Below are 19,877 nucleotides of genomic sequence, written 5' to 3'. Positions count from 1 at the left end.
AACCGAGGTACAGGTGACGAAGCACGCGCTCTCCATGCAGGATGCGATCTTGAAGCTCCAGGAGTACTGGGCAGGCGTCGGTTGCATGGTGATGCAACCCTTGAACGCGGAGGTCGGAGCCGGTACGGCGAACCCCTCGACCGCGCTTCGGGTGCTCGGTCCGGAACCGTGGGCGGTCGCATATGTCGAGCCCAGTGTGCGACCCGACGACTCGCGGTACGGCCTCAACCCCAACCGTCTGCAGACGCACCACCAGTTCCAGGTGATCCTGAAGCCGGAGCCGGGAAACCCGCAGGAGCTCTATCTCAAGAGCCTCGAGGCCATCGGTGTCGATCTGCAGGCGCATGATGTCCGCTTCGTCGAGGACAACTGGGCCTCGCCCGCGCTCGGTGCGTGGGGCCTGGGCTGGGAAGTCTGGCTCGACGGCATGGAGATCACGCAGTTCACCTACTTCCAGCAGCTCGGCAGCATCAACCTCAGCCCGATCCCGGTGGAGATCACCTACGGGCTCGAGCGGATTCTCATGGCCCTCCAGGGTGTCGATCACTTCAAGGAGATCGAGTACTCCGACGGCGTCTCGTATGGCGAGATCTTCGGTCAGTCCGAGTACGAGATGAGCCGCTACTACCTCGACGACGCCGATATCGAGACGACGCGGGCACTCTTCGACGCCTATGCGCTGGAGTCACGCCGCCTCGTCGAGAACCGCCTTCCCGTGCCCGCCTACAGCTTCGCCCTGAAGTGCAGCCACGCGTTCAACATCCTCGATGCCCGTGGTGCCGTGAGCACGACGGAGCGCACGAAGGCATTCAAGCTCATGCGCAATCTGGTCCGTGATTGCGCACAGCTCTGGGTCGAGATCCGCGACGAACTGGATCACCCCCTCGGAGAATCGGCCGTCTCGGAGAAGGCGGTGCGAGCCGATGCCGCCGTGGTCGCACCTGACGCCTCCCCCGCCGATGTGCTGTTCGAGATCGGCCTCGAAGAACTGCCCGCCTCCGAAGTCCCGGCGATCGCAGAAAGCGTGCGCGAGCTTCTCCAGGGAGCATTCGCGACGACTCGCCTCGCGTTCGATGATCTTCGTGTCGACAGCACGCCGCGCCGAGTGGTCGTGCGGCTCTCCGGCGTCCCGGCCGTCGAGGCAGAACTCGAGCATGTCGCTCGCGGTCCGCGCTGGACGGCGGCATTCGACGACGCCGGCGCTCCGACGAACGCCTTGAACGGGTTCCTCCGCAAGAACGCCGCGGACCCGGACGAGATCGTCGAGGTCGATGTCAACGGTGTCCGCCATGTCGCCGTGACCCGCACGCTCCCGGGGCGTCCGGTCACGGAAGTCCTCTCCACCGTGTTCGAGCAGGTCGTCGTGGGCCTCCGCGCTCACAAGAACATCCGCTGGTCGGACCCCGAGCTCACCTACGTCCGTCCGATCCGCTGGCTCCTCGCCCTCTGGGGGACTGTCGAGATCCCGCTCGCAGTCTCCACCGTCGCCTCTTCGCGCAGCACCCGGGTGCTGCGAACGAGCGAGCCTCCTGTGCGCGAGGTGCGCTCGCTCGAGGACTTCGACCAGATCCTCCGCGACGAGCAGATCATCCTCGACCGCGCAGAGCGACGCGCGGTCATCGTCGCCGCCGCAGAGAGGCTCGCCGCGTCCGTCGGCGGCGCGATCGACGCGGAGACCGACGCGGAGCTCATCGACGAGATCACAGATCTCGTCGAGGCTCCTGGCCCGATTCTCGGCTCGTTCAGCGCCGAGTACCTCGAAGTCCCATCTTCGGTGCTCACGACCGTGATGAAGAAGCACCAGCGCTACCTTCCGATCTGGGTCGATGGAGCTCTGAGCAACTCCTTCATCATCGTCGCCAATGGCCCGTTCGATGAGGATGTCGTCCGCGGCGGCAACGAGAACGTCTTGCGTGCACGATTCGAGGACGCGAAGTTCTTCTGGCGCGCCGACCTCGAGAAGACGCCGTCGGAGTTCCGGCTGATGCTCGAAAAGCTTCTCGTCGAGGATCGCCTCGGCTCCTTCCTCGACCGCTCGCGACGGATCGACGCCCTCGCCGCGGAGTTCGCTGAGATCGCAGAGCTCGATGCGGCATCGAAGGCGGTCGTGCAGAAGGCCGGTGCCGTCGCGAAGTTCGACCTCGCCTCTCAGCTCGTCATCGAGTTCTCGGGTCTCGCAGGGACCATGGCCGAGGAATACGCGAGGCGGGCCGGCTTCGACGAGGCGACGAGCATCGCCCTCGAGGAGATGGAGCGCCCGCGCTTCTCCGGAGCTCTACTGCCCGAGACCCTGCCCGGCGCCGTGCTCTCGCTGGCCGATCGCTTCGATCTCCTTACCGGCCTCACGACCGTGGGGATCAGCTCGACCGGCAGCTCAGACCCGTTCGGCATCCGTCGGATCGCCGGCGGCATCATCGGCGTTCTCCGCAGCCGCCCGGGCATCAGCATCACGATCGACACCGGCATCGCTCACGCGGCGTCCGGCCTGTCCGCCCAAGGACTGGAGGTGTCCGACGAGGTCCGCGCTGCGGTGGTGGATGTGCTCGAGAAGCGCTACTCGCAGCAGCTCGTCTCCGAGGGCCACGACATCGCGATAGTCCGGGCAGCGCTCCCGGCCGTCGGCAGTCCGAGCGCGGCCGATCGCACGATCAGCGCTCTGGAATCCTGGCTCGCCTCGGAGAACTTCACTGCGGAGTTCGAGGCGCTGCTGCGAGTCGTCAACATCGCACCTGCTGACGTGGTCGGAGAGATCATCGAGGGCGGAGACGCCGGAGACGCCGCGTTCGCTGCGGAAGTCCGCCGCTTCGACGACGCTCTGGGCGAAGAAGGCGACATCGAGAGCTTCCTGGGCGCACTTCGCGAGCTCGCTCCGCACATCGATCGCTTCTTCAACGATGCGCGCGTTCTCGACGACGACCCGCAGATCCGACGGGTGCGACTGGGACTGGTCGGTGTGATCGCGGCACGCGCCCGCGCACTCGCCGAGTGGACAGAGCTCAAGCCGCTGGTGCCCTGATCTCCGGATCGTCTTCACGACGAAGAGGGTGCGCGTCCGTCGGACGCGCACCCTCTTCGCATCACCAGCGAGCGAGCGCCACAGAGAGGACGGCGATCGCTGCAGGCCCTGCCGTCGATGTGCGCAGCACCGTGGAGCCGAGCAGCACGCGCTCGGCTCCGGCGTCGGAGAGCATCGCGAGTTCGTGATCCGAGATGCCGCCCTCCGGACCGACCACCAGCACGATGTCACGACCGTCGGGCTCGAGCTCCGAAAGACGGGTCGGCGCGCTCGGATCAAGTAGCAGTACGCGGTGGGAGGCGGTCCGCGCGGTGAGCTCCGCCGTAGAAATGGGCGCCGAGACCGTAGGAACCCAGGCCCGGTGCGCCTGTTTGGCCGCTTCGCGCACGATGGTCGCCCATCGCTCTCGGCCCTTCACCGCTTTCGGCCCTTCCCAGCGCGACACGCTGCGGCTCGCCTGCCACGGCACGATCTCATCGACGCCGAGTTCGCACGCGGCCTGCACGGCGAGTTCATCGCGATCACCCTTCGCGAGCGCCTGGACCAGGACGATCCGCGGCGCTGGAGCGGGGTGTTCGGTGCGCTCCGCGATACGAACCTCGACTCGAGTCGGAGAGACCTCTTCGGCGACCCCGGTGAGCCACACCCCGGCGCCGTCGCCGACCGTGACCGCTTCGCCGACGCGGAGCCTCCGCACGACGGCCGCGTGCTTCGCCTCAGCACCGGTCAACGACACGACGTCGCCGACACCGGCGCCCGTCGACGACTCGACCAGGAAGTGCAGTGCCATGATCAGTGGTTGCGGAAGCGGTCGCGAAGCTTCGAGAAGAGTCCCTGCTGGAACTGCGCGAGCTCGGGGGCCGGCGACTTCGCCTTCTTCGCGAAGTCCTCGATCAGTGCGCGCTGTGCAGAGTCGAGCTTGGTGGGCGTCAGCACCTGCACGCCGACGCGCAGGTCGCCGCGCTGCGTGCCTCGCAGAGGAGTGATGCCGCGGCCCTTGATGGTGAGCACGTCGCCGGATTGCACGCCGGGCCGGATCTCCAGGTCGACTTCGCCATCCAGTCCCTGGATCTTGGTCTCGGTGCCGAGGATCGCATCGGTCATCGACACCTCGAGGGTGGCGAGCAGGTCGTCGCCATCGCGGCTGAACGCGGCGTGCGGATTCACCGTGACCTCGACGTACAGGTCGCCGTTCGGCCCGCCGGCCTTGCCGACCTCGCCCGAACCGGGCAGCTGCAGACGAAGCCCCGTCTCGACGCCGGCCGGGATGTCGAGCGACACCGTGCGGCGCGAACGTACGCGCCCCTGACCGCCGCAGGTACCGCACGGGTAAGGGATCGTCGTGCCATAGCCTTCGCAGGTACCGCAGGGCTGCGAGGTGACGACGTTGCCGAGCAGACTCCGCACCTGACGCTGCACGTGGCCGGAGCCGCCGCAGATGTCGCAGGTGACGGGCGACGTGCCCTCCTGGCAGCACGAGCCCTGACACGTCTCGCACAACACGGCGGTGTCGACGTCGATGTCACGGTGTGCGCCGAACACGACATCGCCGAGGTCGAGCGTCACACGAACGAGGGCGTCTTGCCCGCGCTCTCGACGCGAACGCGGACGCGCACCGCGCCCGCCGCCCTGCGAGGCTCCGAAGAAGGTCTCGAAGATGTCGCCGAAGCCACCGAACCCGCCGAAGTTGCCGGCGGCGCCGTCTCCACCGCCCATGTCGTAGCGGCGACGCGATTCGTCGTCGCTGAGCACGTCGTACGCGTGGGTGACCAGCTTGAAGCGCTCGGAAGCGTCTTCTCCCGGGTTCACATCCGGGTGCAGCTGTCGCGCTAGGCGTCGATACGCCTTCTTGATCTCGTCGGTGGAAGCGTCTCGGGACACCCCGAGAACCTCATAATGGTCCGCCACAATCGCCCTTCTGCGTGTGTCTTGTCGGCGGCCGCCTCAGCGGCCGGCCTCGTCTTCGTCGAGCATCCGCGACAGGTAGCGGGCCACGGCCCGCGCTGCTGCGAGGTTGCTCGGGTAGTCCATCCGTGTCGGGCCCATCACGCCGACCCGCGCCGTGCCGCTGGGCGCGGCGTAGTTGCTGGCGACGATCGATGCCTCACCGAGACCGAACGGGGCGTTCTCGGTACCGATGCTGGCAGCGAGCCCGTGCTCGTCCGTCACCATCTCGCTCATAAGTCGCAGGAGTGTGACCTGCTCTTCGATCGCCTCCAGAAGCGGATGGATGCTGCCGCGGAAGTCCTGCTCCCGACGCGCGAGGGTCGCGGCTCCCGCCATCACCAGCCGCTCCTGCCGGAAGCTGCCGAGCTCGTCCATGACGACGACCGCGACCGTGCGCAGGACGAGGTCCTGAGGCGTCTCATCTGCAGCGAGCAGCGCCTGGAGTCGGTCGGAGGCGTCGCTGATGGCCTGACCGGTGATCAACGCGGACAGCCGCCCGCGCAGCACCGCAAGTGCTGCATCGTCGATCGCCTCAGAGACGACGGCCATGCGCTGCGAGACGCCGCCCGCATCGGTCACCAGAACGATCAGGAGTCGATTCGGCGCCAGCGCCACGAGCTCGACGTGCGAGACATGGGCGCGGGCGAACGACGGGTACTGGGCGAGAGCGACCTGACCGGTCAGTTGCGTGAGCACTCTCACCGTGCGCACCATCAGGTCGTCGAGGTCGGCGGGCTCGCCGAGAAACGACTCGATCGCCGTGCGCTGGGCGGATGAAAGCGGCCGCAGCTGGGCGAGGTGGTTCACGAACACGCGGTAGCCCTTGTCGGTGGGCACGCGGCCGGACGAGGTGTGCGGTGCGGTGATGAGCTCTTCGTCTTCGAGCAGGGCCATGTCGTTGCGGATCGTCGCGGCGGAGACGCCGAACGAATGCCGGTCCACGATCGAGCGGCTGCCGACGGGTTCGTGGGTTTCGACGTAGTCCTGCACGATCGCTCGGAGAACCTGGAGTCCTCGCTCTGTGACCATCGCCCTTCCCTTCCGCTGGCACTCGGACGTTCAGAGTGCCAATCCTACCCCGTGCAGCTCGGGATTTTCCGTACCGCGGGCGCACGACCCTAGGATGACGCTCATGACCACCTCCCCCCAGGCCACCCTGTCGAGCGGCAACGTCCGCGGCACCGAGGAGGCCGGGATCGTCCGCTACCTCGGCATTGCGTATGCCCAGGCCCCGTTCGGGGCGAACAGGTTCCGCGCGCCGCAACCTGTCGTGGCCTGGGAGGGCGTGCGAGAGTCGACGCAGTTCGGTCCCACGCCGCCCCAGGTTCCGTACTCGGGTGCGATCGGCGAGCTCCTGGGCTCGGTGCACATCGACGGCGACGACATCCTCACGGCGAACGTCTGGGCCCCGGCAGAGGGATCCGGTGCGCCTGTCCTGCTGTGGATCCATGGCGGCGCGCTCGAACGCGGCACGGCGGCACTGCCGCTCTACGACGGCACGGTGTTCGCGAAAGCGGGCATCGTCTTCGTCTCCATCAACTATCGCCTGGGTTCGGAGGGTTTCTCGGTGCTCGAAGGCGCACCCCGCAACCTCGGCCTGAGCGATGCCGCCGCCGCGCTGGAGTGGGTGCATCAGGAGGTCGAGGCCTTCGGCGGCGATCCTGGGCGGATAACGGTGATGGGCGAGTCCGCCGGCGGCGCGATCGTCGCCGGCCTCCTCGCCCGAGACGCCTCTCGTGCGCTGGTCGCCCGAGCCATCATCGAGTCGGGCCCACTCCAGGCGCAGACCGCGAAGAAGGCAGGGCGCGTGACAGCGCAGCTCGCGAAGCGGCTCGGCGTGAGAGCCGACCGCGATTCATTCGTCGCCCTGACGCCCGAGCAACTGCTCGAGGCACGCAGGGCGCAGTCTGCGGGCTCGTCGCCCCTCGGCGGTGCCCCCGGCTTCCAGTTCGCGATCGACGAGGACAGCCTCCCGCGCTCTCCGCACGAGGTGCTCGGCGAGATCGACACCCCGCTGTTGATCGGCAGCAACACCGACGAGTATCGGCTCTGGTTCCCGCCCGAGGCGCTCGCCGCCATCAGCGAGCTGAAGCTGCAGGCGGCGCGCCTCCTCTCCCGGATCCCTCGTCGCGCGGTCGCCGAGTACCGATCCGCGTTCCCGGGAGCGAGCACAGGAGAGGTGTTCGGGCAGCTCGTCACGGACATGATGCTGCGTGCGCCGCTGACCCGCGTGGCGACCGCACGTCCGCAAACGACCCACGTCTACGAGTTCGCGTGGCAGAGTCCGGTGCGAGATCTGCGGGCGGCCCACGCGCTCGAGCTCGGATTCGTGTTCGATGGACTCCGTGACGAGGAGGCCGAGCGCATGGCGGGCCCCGATGCCCCGCAGCAGCTCGCAGTCGAGATGAACAAGGCCTGGATCGGTTTCATCACCGATGGCGATCCCGGCTGGCCCGCCTTCGGGCCCGACCGCAGGACGCGCGTGTTCGACACGGAAAGCGCCACCGTCGCGCAGCGCCGCACAGCAGGACTGGACCTCCTGCCCGGTTGATCCGGGCGGCAGCGGTCAGTCCGTCAGCTCCCGCACCACCGCGTCGGCGAGAAGGCGACCGCGCAGGGTCAGCTGAATGCGGCCTTGGAGAGCGGCGACCGGATCGACGAGACCATCCGCCATGAGGCCGGCGACCCTGTTCCGGTTGTCGCTCGGCACGTCGTCGACGGCGATCCCCTCGCGGATCCGGCTGAGCAGCAGAATGCGCTCGAGCGTCCTCGACTCGTCGTCAGGACGCTCTGTACCGGCTGCTGGTGACTCGAATGCCGCGAGCCGCTGCGCATACGCGGCGGGGTGCTTCACATTCCACCACCGCAGCCCCGCGACATGACTGTGCGCCCCCGGGCCGAAACCCCACCAGTCACTCCCTCGCCAGTAGGCGAGGTTGTGCCGCGATCGCTGATCAGGCGTGCGCGCCCAGTTGCTGACCTCGTACCAGTCGAACCCGCCCTCAGCGAGGCGCGCGTCGGCGAGCTCGTACATGTCAGCCTGCAGGTCGTCATCCGGGGTCGGGACCTCGCCGCGGCGGATCTGCCTGGCAAGCTTCGTGCCGTCCTCGATGATGAGGGCGTAGGCGGAGATGTGATCCGGTTCGAGCGCGAGCGCCGCATCGAGCGACGCCTCCCAGTCGGCGAGCGACTCCCCCGGTGCCCCGTAGATCAGATCGACACTCACGGCGAGTCCCGCGTCTTTCGCCGCAGCGACGGCGGTGAGCACGTTCTCCGGACGGTGCGTGCGATCGAGCGCGGCGAGCACGTGCGGAACGGCCGACTGCATGCCGACCGACATCCTCGTGACTCCGGCGTCGGCCAGCGTCCGCGCGACCGCAGGGGTCACGGTGTCGGGGTTGGCCTCGACCGTCACCTCGGCTCCCTCAGCGAGGCCGAACGACGAGGTCGCGGCCTCGAGCATGCGTGCGAGATCGCCGGCGGGGAGGAGTGTCGGCGTTCCACCCCCGAAGAAGACGGTGTCCATCGGCCGCAGCGCGCCTGCGTCGTGCAGCACTCGACGGGCGAGTGCGATCTCGGAGATCAACGTCGACGCGTAGTCTTCCTGCTTCGCACCGCGCAGCTCGGTCGACGTGTAGGTGTTGAAGTCGCAGTAGCCGCAGCGCACCGTGCAGAACGGAATGTGCAGGTAGGCGGAGAACGGCACGCTCGTGTCGATCGGAAGGTCGGAGGGCAGATGCCCGTCCGTCGGCGCCGGATCTCCGAGGGGAAGCGGTCCTGCCATCAGAGGGGGGTCGCGTACAGCGGCGAGATCGCCCGGAGGTATCGTGCGAAGAGCTCGCGACGGCGACGCTTCACGAGAGCCGGAACGGTGCGGTACAGCAGACCGTTGGGCGCGTCGAAGGCGCGAACCGTGAACCAGACCTCGTCGTTGTCTTCACGCCAGTCCACGTCGAAGGATTCCTCGCCGCTGACGACCGAACCGCCGACGGTCCCGAGCACGAAGCCGATGCGTCGGGTCTCCTCGGTGACCGAGATCACACGGAGCTCGGAGTCGGCACGCATCCCGCCGACGCGGCCCCGGAGGTGAAGGGTCATCCCCGCGCCGACGAACGGCATGCCCTCCGCGTCGTAGCGTGGCTCGACATCGCGCTTGCTCGGCGCGATCGGATTGCCCTCCGCGTCGAAGCTCACACCCGCATAGGCCGGGCCGGGAGCAGGGCGCACGTCTTCGACCGAAAGGCCCGCGGCACGCTGCGCCGTCCAGGAGAGAAGCGCCTCGCCGGCGGTCTGGAACCGCTCGACGCCGCTGCCGATCCGCCAGGATTCCTCCGCCGGGGTACTGCGCTCCGGCGGGTACTGCATCAGATCGGGGGCGTGGGTCGCACCCACGGCCGCATAGTCCACCGTGTCGTCTCGGAAAGTCCCGCGCCGCATGAGATCCACCCTACTTCGCGTTGCCTGAGCGAACACCCCCACGCGCCGCAGGGCGTCACATCCCCGGGCGCGATCCGGTCCCGCTACTTCTTGTCCTTGCCCTCGACGTCACCGGAGAGCGCGGCGATGAACGCCTCCTGCGGGACCTCGACGCGGCCGACCATCTTCATGCGCTTCTTGCCCTCCTTCTGCTTCTCGAGGAGCTTGCGCTTACGCGTGATGTCACCGCCATAGCACTTGGCGAGCACGTCCTTGCGAATAGCGCGGATCGTCTCGCGGGCGATGATGCGTGCACCGATCGCCGCCTGGATCGGAACCTCGAACTGCTGGCGGGGAATGAGCTTGCGAAGGCGCTCGGCCATCATCGTGCCGTAGGCGTAGGCCTTGTCGCGGTGCACGATGGAGCTGAACGCATCGACCTTCTCGCCCTGGAGGAGGATGTCGACCTTCACGAGGTCGGCTTCCTGCTGCCCTGAGGGCTCGTAGTCGAGCGAGGCATAGCCCTGCGTCTTCGACTTGAGCTGATCGAAGAAGTCGAAGACGATCTCACCGAGCGGGATGTTGTACCGCAGCTCCACACGCTCTTCGGAGAAGTACTCCATGCCGAGCAACGTTCCACGACGCGACTGGCACAACTCCATCACGGTGCCGACGTAGTCCTTGGGCAGCAGGATCGCTGCCTTCACCATCGGCTCCGACACCGAGCCGATGCGCCCGTCGGGGTACTCGCTCGGGTTGGTCACCGTGACGGTCTCGCCGGTGTCGCTCGTGAGCACCTCGTAGATCACGCTGGGTGCGGTGGTGATGAGGTCGAGACCGAACTCGCGCTCGAGACGCTCGGTGATGATCTCGAGGTGCAACAGACCGAGGAATCCACAGCGGAAACCGAATCCGAGCGCCACCGAGGTCTCGGGCTCATAGGCGAGCGAGGCGTCGGAGAGCTTGAGCTTGTCGAGCGCCTCGCGGAGCTCCGCGTAGTCGCTGCCATCGATCGGGTACAGACCGGAGAAGACCATCGGCTTGGGGTCGGTGTAGCCAGGGAGGGGCTGAGTCGACGGCTTGCGGGCTGTCGTGATGGTGTCGCCGACCTTCGACAGACGGACGTCCTTGACACCGGTGATGAGGTAGCCCACCTCGCCGACGCCCAGGCCCTTGGACGGGACCGGCTCGGGGCTCGAGACGCCGACCTCCAGCGCCTCGTGGTTCGCACCGGTCGACATCATCTGGATGCGCTCACGCGGAGACAGGCTGCCGTCCACCATACGGACGTAGGTGACGACGCCTCGGTAGGAGTCGTACACGGAATCGAAGATCATCGCGCGGGCGGGAGCGTCGGCATCGCCCACGGGCGCCGGGATCTCCTTCACCAGCCGGTCGAGCAGATCCTCCACACCGACACCGGTCTTGCCCGAGACACGCAGCACGTCCTCCGGCTTGCCGCCGATGAGAGAGGCGAGCTCCTTCGCGTACTTCTCCGGGTCGGCGGCCGGAAGATCGATCTTGTTCAGCACCGGGATGATGTGGAGATCGTTCTCCAGCGCCAGGTAGAGGTTCGCGAGCGTCTGCGCCTCGATGCCCTGGGCCGCGTCGACGAGCAGGATAGCTCCCTCGCAAGCTGCGAGCGAGCGCGAGACCTCATAGGTGAAGTCGACGTGACCGGGCGTGTCGATCATGTTCAGCGCGACGGTCTGCCCATCGAGTTCCCATGGCATCCGAACGGCCTGGCTCTTGATGGTGATGCCACGCTCGCGCTCGATGTCCATGCGGTCGAGGTACTGCGCGCGCATGTCGCGATCAGAGACCACTCCCGTGATCTGGAGCATGCGGTCGGCGAGCGTCGACTTGCCGTGGTCGATGTGGGCGATGATGCAGAAGTTACGAATCTGCGCAGCCGGCGTCGAGGCAGGCTGAAGAGGGGTGAGAGCGCGTGGGGACATGTCCACTCGATTGTACGGTCAGGGGAGGCTAATCCCCGATTCGGCCATACCGGTGATAGTCTCCCGAAGTTGCCAGGGAAAATCCGTGACACCGGATCCCGCAAGCGATAAGACTCCGTCACACACCCCGTGATGGTCGTCGCATCGCAGAGTTCGGTGGATGGCGATTGTGTATCCAACTGACTCAGCGTTGCGTCGGCAGATCCCGAGCGCGTCTGTAGAAGAGAAAGACTGACCCCCCTTGATCAAGTACCTCCTGCGCCGAGCACTCGGCTGGCTGCTCATGATCGTGGTCGCCACGAACCTCACGTTCTTCCTGGCGTGGGGGTTCCTCGATCCCCGCAGCAACTACGTCGGCCGCCGACCTCCGCTTTCCCCGGAGCAGATCGACAACGTCCTCACCCCGCGCAACCTCAGCGACACGGTTCCTCTGATCGAGCGCTGGTGGAACTGGTTCAGCAGCATCCTGTTCCGCTGGGACTGGGGCGTGAGTCCGACCGGGCAATCAGTCAACGAGCAGGTCTCGTATCGCATGTGGGTCAGTGCCGAGCTCGTGCTCGGTGCCACGATCATCGCCGCAGTGCTGGGCATCTGGCTCGGCGTCTACACGGCCTCGCGCCAGTACAAGCTCGCCGACCGCATCGGCCAGGCGACCTCGATCATCACGATGAACGTGAACATCATCGTCGCCGGTCTCGCCGTGGTGCTTCTCGCTATCTCCCTCAACGAGTGGACCGGCGTCCGCATCTTCTACGTCACCGGCTCGTCCAGTCCAGGCGTCACCGGCTTCTTCCCCGTCCTGGTCGACACGCTGCAGCACCTCACGTTGCCGACGATCGCGCTGGTGATCGTCGGATACGCCCAGTACCACTTCCTGCAGCGTTCGCTCCTGCTCGACAACATCAACGCCGACTACGTGCGCACCGCGCGGGCCAAGGGCCTGACCAAGGCGCAGGCGGTTCGCAAGCACGCCCTGCGCACATCGCTCATCCCCGTCGCGACGCAGGTCGCCTTCACGATCCCGACCATCTTCACCGGCGCGATCCTGACAGAGCGGATCTTCGCTTGGCAGGGCATGGGCAGATACTTCCTCGACACCATCAACAACAACGACATCAACGGCGTCGTCGCCGTCGCCGCCTTCGGCGCCGTGCTGACCGCGATCGGCGCTGTGCTCGCCGACATCGTCGTCGTCGTTCTCGACCCGCGAGTGAGGGTGAGCTGACTATGACCACCGATATGATCGATCCCCTCGTCGAGCCGCCGGCAGCCCCGCCGACCGCAGGGCGCACCACGGGCAAGTCGCTGTCCAAGTGGACGCTCTACACCCGCCGATTCATGCGCAACAAGGCGGCCGTTGGTGGAGTCGTCGTCCTCCTGGTGCTGGTCCTCTTCTCGACGCTGGGACCGCTGTTGTCTCCCTACGCGGTCGACAGCATGGACTTCCTCGCGCTGAGCCAGCCGCCGTCGGCGACGCACTGGTTCGGAACCAACGGTGCCGGCAACGACACCTACACGCAGACGGCCATCGGCTTGCAGCGATCCCTCATGATCGCGATCACTGTCTCGGTGGGCACCACGATCCTCTCGGCGCTCGTCGGAACCGCAGCCGCCTACTTCGGCGGCTGGTTCGAACGCTTCGCCCTGCTCTTCATCCACTTCATGATGGTCGTGCCGACCTTCCTTCTCCTGTCGATCATCTCGAACGACTCCGGCGGCGTGTGGTGGGTCATCGCGTTCGTGATGATCTTCGTCGGCTGGTTCTTCCCCGCGCGGATCATCTGGACGATGACGCTGTCGCTGCGCGAGCGCGAGTATGTTCAGGCCGCGCGCTACATGGGTGTCCGGGGCCTCCGTATCGTGACGCGGCACCTGATCCCGAACATCGGGTCGCTGCTGGTGATCAACTTCACGCTCGGCATCGTCGCCGCGGTGACGACCGAAACCGGTCTGTCATTCATCGGCTTCGGGGTGAAGATCCCCGATGTGTCGCTCGGGTCGCTGATCGGCGAGGGTAGCTCCTCCATCATCAGCGCGCCCTGGTTGTTCTACTTCCCCGCGTTGATCCTCACTCTGCTGACCGTGTCCATGGCGCTCATCGCCGATGGACTGCGCGATGCCCTCGATCCCACCTCGGCTGCAGGAGGCCGCGCATGAGCCCTGTACTCTCCGTCCGCGACCTCAGGGTCAGCTTCGCCTCCGAGGCCGGCCGCGTCGACGCCGTCCGCGGCGTCTCCTTCGATCTCGAGGCAGGAAAGACCCTCGGGATCGTCGGTGAGTCCGGTTCCGGCAAGTCCGTCACCTCGCTCGCCGTCATGGGCCTGCTCGACGAGAACGCCAAGGTCTCCGGCTCGATCGTGTTCGATGGCCAGGAGCTCCTCGGCAAGACCGATGCACAGCTCTCCGCCATCCGGGGCAACGGCATCTCGATGGTCTTCCAGGACCCTCTCACCTCTCTGACGCCGGTGTACACGATCGGCGCCCAGCTGATCGAGGCGCTGACCGTGCACCGCAACCTCAGCATCAAGGAATCGACCGCGCGCTCGATCGAGCTCCTCAAGCTTGTCGGAATCCCTGAGCCCGAGAAGCGGATGAAGTCGTTCCCGCACGAATTCTCCGGAGGCATGCGGCAGCGCGTCGTCATCGCCATCGCGATGGCCAACGACCCGAAGCTGATCATCGCTGACGAGCCGACCACGGCACTCGACGTCACGATCCAGGCGCAGATCCTCGACCTCATCGAGAAGGCCCAGGCCGAGACCGGTGCCGCCGTCATGATGATCACCCACGACATGGGTGTCGTCGCACGCACGGCCGACGACGTGATGGTGATGTACGCCGGCAAGCCGGTGGAGCAGGCGCCGGTGCGCGAGCTGTTCCACCAGACCCGGATGCCGTATTCGATCGGCCTCCTGGGCGCGATCCCACGTGTCGACAAGGCCGAGAAGGAGCCGCTCACCCCGATCAAGGGCAATCCGCCCCTCCTGATCAACCTCCCCGACGCCTGCCCGTTCGCTGACCGTTGCCCGATCGTCATGGACGCATGCCGCACCAGCGAGCCCGAACTTCTCCCGGTGCTGACCGGCGGCGGCGAGGAACACCGCGCAGCGTGCATCCGTGCGAACGAGATCACCGACGGAGGCTTGCTCGGCGGCCTCCCCGTGTATCCGGTGCGCGAAGCGCCCGAGAGCGCGCTGACCCGGCTCCCCCGCGAGGAGCGCCCCATCACGCTCGAGGTGAAGAATCTCACCAAGACGTTCCCGCTGCTCAAGGGCGCGTTCCTGAAGCGCAAGGTCGGCGAGGTGCATGCGATCAAGGGCATCAGCTTCGATGTGCGAGAGGGCGAGACCCTGGCCATCGTCGGCGAGTCCGGCAGCGGCAAGACCACGACGCTCCTACAGATCATGGACATGGTCAAGCAGACCGACGGCGACATCATCATCGCCGGCACCAGCGTCAACGACATCCACAGCCACAAGGTGGAGCGCGCACTGCGCCGCGACATCCAGATCGTGTTCCAGGACCCGATGGGCGCCCTGGATCCGCGTATGACCGTCGCGGACATCATCTCGGAGCCGCTTTCAGCGATCGGCACGCCGAGGGCCGAGGCACACCAGCGCGTGGAAGAGCTGATGGACCTCGTCGGGCTCAATCCGGCGCACAGCGATCGCTTCCCGCAGGCGTTCTCCGGCGGACAGCGCCAGCGCATCGGCATCGCCAGGGCGCTGTCGACGAACCCCAAGATCCTGGTGCTCGACGAGCCGGTCTCCGCGCTCGACGTGTCGATCCAGGCTGGTGTCATCAATCTGCTCGATGACCTCAAGGTCAAGCTCGGCCTGTCGTACCTGTTCGTGGCGCACGACCTTTCGGTCGTCCGTCACATCGCCGACCGGGTCGCCGTGATGTACCTCGGCGACTTCGTCGAGCACGGCGATGTCGACGACGTCTTCGACAACCCGCAGCACCCGTACACCAAGGCGCTGCTGTCGGCGATCCCGGTCCCCGACCCCGATATCGAGCGCACGCGCCAGCGGATCGTGTTCGACCCCGCGACCGAGTCCGCTCGGACCGTCGCCTCCTGATCGGGCGACGGATCACCGTCCGATAACGGTTAGTCCAGATTCACTTGCCGCTGGAGCATTCGTGCACCGGGCGAACTATTCTCCCCTTATGACACGCCGCAAGGCGAAAGGAGCACCATGAAGCAGTACAAGCTGATGGGAGCGCTGGCACTCACCGGCGCTTTCGCACTCGCGCTCAGCGGGTGCGCTGCCGGCAACACCGGCAGTAGCGACAAAGGCGACGACGGCGAAGCAGCCGCGGTCGAGATGGCGAACTACAACCCCCAGCCCCGCGAGAACCTCAAAGAGGGCGGCGACGTCAACTTCGCCATTCGCGAGGTTCCGGACCAGCTGAACGCGTTCAACAGCGACGGCAGCGCCGACACCGCGCGCGTCGCCGCCTGGTACACACCGCAGATCATCCTCATGAAGCCGGATGGCACGCAGTACAAGAACGACAACTACCTCAGCGAGTGGAAGAACGAGGTGAAGGACGGGAAGACCGTCCTGACGTTCACGTTCACCGATGAGGCGCACTGGAACGACGGCACCGACATGGACTGGACCGCCATCGATGCCACGTGGAAGGCCAACCGCTCGTACGACGAGAGCTTCAACCCCAACGCGACCGACGGCTATAAGGACATCGAGTCCGTCGAGCAGGGCGACACCGCGAAGACCGCGATCGTGACGTTCAAGGGCGAGTTCGCCTGGCCGCAGATGCCGTTCAACAGCGGCGTCCTGCACCCGGCTCTCGCCGACCCGACGAACTTCAACGAAGCGATGATCGACAACCCGCACCCCGAGTGGGGCGCAGGTCCGTACACCGTGGATGAGTTCGACGCCAACAAGGACTACATCTCGTTCAAGCCGAACCCCGAGTGGTGGGGCGACGCCCCGCTGCTGGACAAGGTCACGATGACCGGCATGGACTCGCAGGCCGGCGTCAACGCCTTCAAGAACGGTGAGGTCGACATGGTCGAGACGGGTTCCCAGGAGCTCATCGACCAGGTCAAGGACGTCGACGGTGCGAAGGTGTACCGCGCTCAGCAGACCGCCAACACGATCCTGCAGGTCGACTCGACCAAGCCGCAGTTCGAGGACGTCAAGGTTCGTGAGGCGTTCTTCAAGGCCATCAACATCGACCAGCAGAAGCAGATCGCCTGGAACGGCCTCGGCTACACCGAGGACCCGGCCGGCTCGCTGACCCTGTACTCGTTCCAGCCGGGCTACACCGACTCCATGAAGGAAGCCGGCTGGAAGTTCGATGTCGAGGGCGCCAAGAAGCTCCTCGACGAGGCCGGGTGGAAGGAAGGCTCCGACGGCATCCGCGAGAAGGACGGCGTCAAGCTCTCCGTCGTCTATCCGATCTGGAATGACTCGGCGACGCAGAAGGCGCTCGCACAGTCGCTGCAGGCTCAGCAGAAGGCGATCGGCATCGACGTCAAGGTCGAGGTGCGTCCCTCCAGCCAGTTCTCCGACGATTACACCTCGAAGAACTGGGATGTCTCGGGACTCCGCTTCACGGCTTCCGACCCGTTCGGTGCTGCCTGGTTCTGCCAGCTGTACTGCTCGGACTCTGGCCTCAACCTGTCGGGTGTCGGTGACGCCGAGCTCGACGCCGAGATCAAGGACAAGGTCGAGTCGCAGACCGACCCCGAGGCGCAGACCGCGGCTGCGATGAAGCTCGAGCCCGAGATCTACAAGCGCTGGGGTCTCATCCCGCTGTACAACGGCCCGCAGATCTACACCGTCAAGGAAGGCCTGGCGAACCTCACGCCTGAGCCCTACGTCGGTCTCGACCTGTTCGGCATCCAGCCGGTCGAGAACGTCGGCTGGGAGAAGTAACACTCTCTGACACACATCGTGTCGAAGCGGGGTCGGTGGTTCATCCACCGGCCCCGCTCAATTTGAGCCTGCGATGTCTTTGTTTCTCCCTGAATCGCCCAGCCGTATCCGCGAATATCTCGTCGACACAACAATCATCGTTGACTTCATACCTGCCCTCGCGATGCCCATGCGATACTGCACCGCGCGGCACCTCGCCATCCTCCTTCACCGCGGTCGGCGCGCAAAAGGACGGGGCGATGGTTACCCACCGCCCCGTCCGACTCTGCTCAGAATGTCGAGCAACCGGCGAGTGTTATGCACCCGCCGCCACCACCCCCTGCGCCATCTGCGGGAGCAAACTTCCAGCTAGCCTGGATACTGGACGACGTCGAGCTCGTTTGCACGGCTACTCCCGCCACACCCGCAGCGAGAACGCCGGCAAACAGCATCCCCACGACAGCCTTCTTCACAACTCTGGTCATGCGAACCTCCGGTCAATCAATGAATGACAAGAATCGCACAAGGCGTCGCGGATACGTCTCCGAACCACAGATCTGCAAAGAATATATTGGTTATCGCATGAATCGATAGCACTCCGTATTTAGGCGCAAAGACACCACTCTTCCGATCGCGCAGGTCGTGCAACTGACTTGGGCCTGCGGCGTGGGCCCCGCTTTCTCTATGCTGAACGCGTGAACGCACAGATCGTCTTCGTGCACGGCATCCGCACGTCCGCCACCATGTGGCGGTCGCAGGCTGTCTACCTCGAAGAGCGCGGCTACGCGTTCACAGCCGTCGATCTCCCCGGACACGGCTCCAGGATGCACGAGGACTTCACCCTCCACGAGGCGCTGCACACGATCGATGTCGCGGTGCGCGCCGCAGCGGAGAACGGCCCTGTCGTGCTGGTGGGGCACTCGATGGGCGGCCTGCTCTGCCTCGCGTACGTCGGGGGCGCGCAACGGCCGCCGGTGGCCGGGTTGGTCGCGGCGTCCTGCACCTCGCTCCCCCACGGCGCCGGTCTGCGCGCATACCGGCTCTTCACCCGAGCCGTCGATTCACTCCCCGACCGTGGGATGTGGCTCACCGGAAGGATCCTCGAGGCCACCATCCCCTCCGAGACCCGATCGGACTTCGCTGCGGGCGGCTATGCGCTGGACACCCAGGACGCGGCGCTGCGCAGCCTTGCCGCGCTCGACATCGCCGCCGCGGTCCCCCGCATCACGGTGCCGCTCTGGTTCGTGAACGGGCAGTACGACCAGTTGCGCCTGAATGAGTCCCTGTTCCGGCGACTCGCACCGCACGCCGAGTTGATCATCGTGCCGCGCACGACCCATCTGGTCACCGCGATGCGTCCACGGATCTTCAATGCGGTGCTGCAGCTCGCCATCGCCACTGTGGAGGGTGACATCGCGCGGGGCGCAGCAGACTCATGACTCCCTGACCGGCTGCCTCGCGAACGCGGTGAGAAGACCTCCGACCAGCGACAGCACTGCGGCCGCGATGAACACGAGCCAGAAGCCGCCGACCAGCGCGACCAAGCCTGCCCCGAGCACCGGGCCGATGAGTTGCCCGAGAGCTGCTGTGACGTTCACGATGCCCAGATCTCTGGCGTGATCCTGCTCATCCGGCAGGAGATCGGCGGCGAACGCGAGGCCCACCGTCGAGAAGGCGCCGTAGCCGAGGCCCATCAGGGCTGCCGCCACCATCGTCATCTCGAACGTCGGCACGAGCGCGATCGCCACACCCGATGCCGCCTGCACGACCGTCGCGGCGACCGCGAGGGTCCGCCGGTTCCCGGTTCGATCAGACACGATGCCGGTGATCACCGAGGCGATCACCACGAACACCGTGTACACGACGATCAGAAGCAGGAGGTTGTCCTGGGCGACCGCACTCGGCTGCCCGAGTCCGTGCAGCAGGAAGAACAGGAACAGTGCGGTTCCGAGCGCATTGCCGACATTGGTCACCAGACGGCCCGAGAGCATCCAGGCGAAGTCACGATCCCGGAGGGATGCGAGCGGGCGCCTTCGTGCCGGCTTCGGCCGCATCGCCTCGGTGCTGGGCGGGTCGGGGAGCAGCAGTGCAGCCGCTGTGCCGACCACGGCGATGATCCCTGCGAGCAGCAGATACCCGGCGCCGATTTCGAGTTGGAGCAGGACGACGAGTCCGACCCCGACCACGATGCCGACGGCCTGGCTGGAACCCACGGCTGCGGAGGCGGCGCCGCGCTGCGTCGACGGGAGCTGGTCGGCGATGAGTGCGGTGAAGGCGGCAGACGACACGGCGACGCCGATCGAGACCCCGACCCAGCCCGCACCTACGGCCCAGGGGCCCTCGGCGAAACCGGTGAGGACCAGGCAGACAGCGGTGAACAGCACGCCGCCCAGCGCCCACGGGCGGCGACGATGATGCCCTGCCGCCACGCGATCTGAGAGCGCACCTGCCGCGGGGCCGGCGATGATGCCGGCGAGCCCGCCGATGCCGAGCACGAGCCCCGACGAGACGACCCCGCGGATCCAGTCGTCTTCCGGAGTGTCGAGCTGAAGCGGCAGAAGCAGTTGGACGGGTGTGAGCTGCACCGTCCAGATCGCGAGCCATGCCAGCGTGAACAGAGACATCCACCTCGCACCGGCTCTCACCGTGCGG

14 protein-coding genes are annotated in these 19,877 nt (G+C 66.4%); 7 read left to right on the top strand and 7 right to left on the bottom strand.

Going from position 1 to position 19,877, the window contains the following annotated elements:
* The first annotated feature begins 13 nt into the window (after positions 1-13).
* Complete coding sequence (locus tag CQ040_RS06570; protein WP_258131175.1) at positions 14-3,016, top strand: glycine--tRNA ligase; 3,003 nt, start codon at positions 14-16, stop codon at positions 3,014-3,016.
* Between the two features lie 61 nt (positions 3,017-3,077).
* On the opposite strand, the gene CQ040_RS06565 is transcribed toward CQ040_RS06570, so the two are convergent.
* Genes CQ040_RS06565 through hrcA form a run of 3 tightly spaced genes read right to left on the bottom strand, consistent with a single transcriptional unit; the run spans position 3,078 to position 5,992 of the window.
* Positions 3,078-3,806 carry a 16S rRNA (uracil(1498)-N(3))-methyltransferase gene (locus CQ040_RS06565; RefSeq protein WP_105525823.1) on the bottom strand — a complete coding sequence of 243 codons (729 nt, stop codon included), beginning with the start codon at positions 3,804-3,806 and terminating at the stop codon, positions 3,078-3,080.
* Between the two features lie 2 nt (positions 3,807-3,808).
* A complete protein-coding gene (gene dnaJ, locus CQ040_RS06560) occupies positions 3,809-4,924 on the bottom strand; it encodes a molecular chaperone DnaJ (RefSeq protein WP_105525822.1) in 1,116 nt (371 codons plus the stop codon).
* A gap of 36 nt (positions 4,925-4,960) precedes the next feature.
* Positions 4,961-5,992 (bottom strand): heat-inducible transcriptional repressor HrcA, encoded by a 1,032-nt coding sequence (gene hrcA, locus CQ040_RS06555; protein ID WP_105525821.1) that lies wholly within the window; start codon positions 5,990-5,992, stop codon positions 4,961-4,963.
* A 103-nt stretch (positions 5,993-6,095) separates the two neighbouring features.
* Here hrcA and CQ040_RS06550 point away from each other — a divergent pair, with 103 nt between their 5' ends.
* Entirely contained in the window at positions 6,096-7,514 is a 1,419-nt protein-coding gene (locus CQ040_RS06550) for a carboxylesterase/lipase family protein (RefSeq protein WP_258131174.1), read from the top strand.
* Between the two features lie 15 nt (positions 7,515-7,529).
* On the opposite strand, the gene hemW is transcribed toward CQ040_RS06550, so the two are convergent.
* The 3 genes from hemW to lepA form a co-directional block, all read right to left on the bottom strand.
* Complete coding sequence (gene hemW, locus CQ040_RS06545; protein ID WP_105525819.1) at positions 7,530-8,747, bottom strand: radical SAM family heme chaperone HemW; 1,218 nt, start codon at positions 8,745-8,747, stop codon at positions 7,530-7,532.
* Positions 8,747-9,400 (bottom strand): DUF1990 family protein, encoded by a 654-nt coding sequence (locus tag CQ040_RS06540; protein ID WP_028501645.1) that lies wholly within the window; start codon positions 9,398-9,400, stop codon positions 8,747-8,749. Before CQ040_RS06540 ends, hemW begins: the two co-directional genes overlap by 1 nt.
* A gap of 83 nt (positions 9,401-9,483) precedes the next feature.
* Complete coding sequence (gene lepA, locus CQ040_RS06535) at positions 9,484-11,337, bottom strand: translation elongation factor 4 (RefSeq protein ID WP_105525818.1); 1,854 nt, start codon at positions 11,335-11,337, stop codon at positions 9,484-9,486.
* A 241-nt stretch (positions 11,338-11,578) separates the two neighbouring features.
* Between lepA and CQ040_RS06530 the strand changes: the two genes are divergently transcribed.
* The 5 genes from CQ040_RS06530 to CQ040_RS06510 all read left to right on the top strand — a co-directional run bounded on the left by CQ040_RS06530 (position 11,579) and on the right by CQ040_RS06510 (position 18,664).
* Complete coding sequence (locus CQ040_RS06530; RefSeq protein WP_028501643.1) at positions 11,579-12,562, top strand: ABC transporter permease; 984 nt, start codon at positions 11,579-11,581, stop codon at positions 12,560-12,562.
* A gap of 2 nt (positions 12,563-12,564) precedes the next feature.
* Entirely contained in the window at positions 12,565-13,494 is a 930-nt protein-coding gene (locus CQ040_RS06525; RefSeq protein ID WP_105525817.1) for an ABC transporter permease, read from the top strand.
* Positions 13,491-15,419, top strand: a complete 1,929-nt coding sequence (locus CQ040_RS06520; protein ID WP_105525816.1) for an ABC transporter ATP-binding protein — start codon at positions 13,491-13,493, stop codon at positions 15,417-15,419. Before CQ040_RS06525 ends, CQ040_RS06520 begins: the two co-directional genes overlap by 4 nt.
* A 117-nt stretch (positions 15,420-15,536) precedes the next feature.
* Entirely contained in the window at positions 15,537-17,246 is a 1,710-nt protein-coding gene (locus CQ040_RS06515; protein ID WP_105525815.1) for an ABC transporter family substrate-binding protein, read from the top strand.
* A gap of 674 nt (positions 17,247-17,920) precedes the next feature.
* The gene (locus CQ040_RS06510) at positions 17,921-18,664 is read left to right on the top strand and encodes an alpha/beta fold hydrolase (protein WP_105525814.1); all 744 of its coding nucleotides are present in this window, start codon (positions 17,921-17,923) and stop codon (positions 18,662-18,664) included.
* Here CQ040_RS06510 and CQ040_RS06505 read toward each other — a convergent pair.
* Positions 18,659-19,849 (bottom strand): MFS transporter, encoded by a 1,191-nt coding sequence (locus CQ040_RS06505; protein WP_181156708.1) that lies wholly within the window; start codon positions 19,847-19,849, stop codon positions 18,659-18,661. The genes CQ040_RS06510 and CQ040_RS06505 overlap by 6 nt on opposite strands.
* Between the last annotated feature and the right edge of the window lie 28 nt (positions 19,850-19,877).

Source organism: Microbacterium sp. MYb54, assembly GCF_002979515.1.
Taxonomy (GTDB): domain Bacteria; phylum Actinomycetota; class Actinomycetes; order Actinomycetales; family Microbacteriaceae; genus Microbacterium.
This window is presented reverse-complemented; position numbering and strand designations above follow the sequence as displayed.

Excerpts from the sequence above, each read along its gene's own strand:
- lepA (WP_105525818.1), bottom strand. The coding sequence starts at position 11,337 with ATGTCCCCACGCGCTCTCACCCCTCTTCAGCCTGCCTCGACGCCGGCT.
- hemW (WP_105525819.1), bottom strand. The coding sequence starts at position 8,747 with ATGGCAGGACCGCTTCCCCTCGGAGATCCGGCGCCGACGGACGGGCAT.
- CQ040_RS06565 (WP_105525823.1), bottom strand. The coding sequence starts at position 3,806 with ATGGCACTGCACTTCCTGGTCGAGTCGTCGACGGGCGCCGGTGTCGGC.
- CQ040_RS06515 (WP_105525815.1), top strand. The coding sequence starts at position 15,537 with ATGAAGCAGTACAAGCTGATGGGAGCGCTGGCACTCACCGGCGCTTTC.
- hrcA (WP_105525821.1), bottom strand. The coding sequence starts at position 5,992 with ATGGTCACAGAGCGAGGACTCCAGGTTCTCCGAGCGATCGTGCAGGAC.
- CQ040_RS06505 (WP_181156708.1), bottom strand. The coding sequence starts at position 19,849 with ATGTCTCTGTTCACGCTGGCATGGCTCGCGATCTGGACGGTGCAGCTC.
- CQ040_RS06525 (WP_105525817.1), top strand. The coding sequence starts at position 12,565 with ATGACCACCGATATGATCGATCCCCTCGTCGAGCCGCCGGCAGCCCCG.
- CQ040_RS06550 (WP_258131174.1), top strand. The coding sequence starts at position 6,096 with ATGACCACCTCCCCCCAGGCCACCCTGTCGAGCGGCAACGTCCGCGGC.
- CQ040_RS06540 (WP_028501645.1), bottom strand. The coding sequence starts at position 9,400 with ATGCGGCGCGGGACTTTCCGAGACGACACGGTGGACTATGCGGCCGTG.
- CQ040_RS06520 (WP_105525816.1), top strand. The coding sequence starts at position 13,491 with ATGAGCCCTGTACTCTCCGTCCGCGACCTCAGGGTCAGCTTCGCCTCC.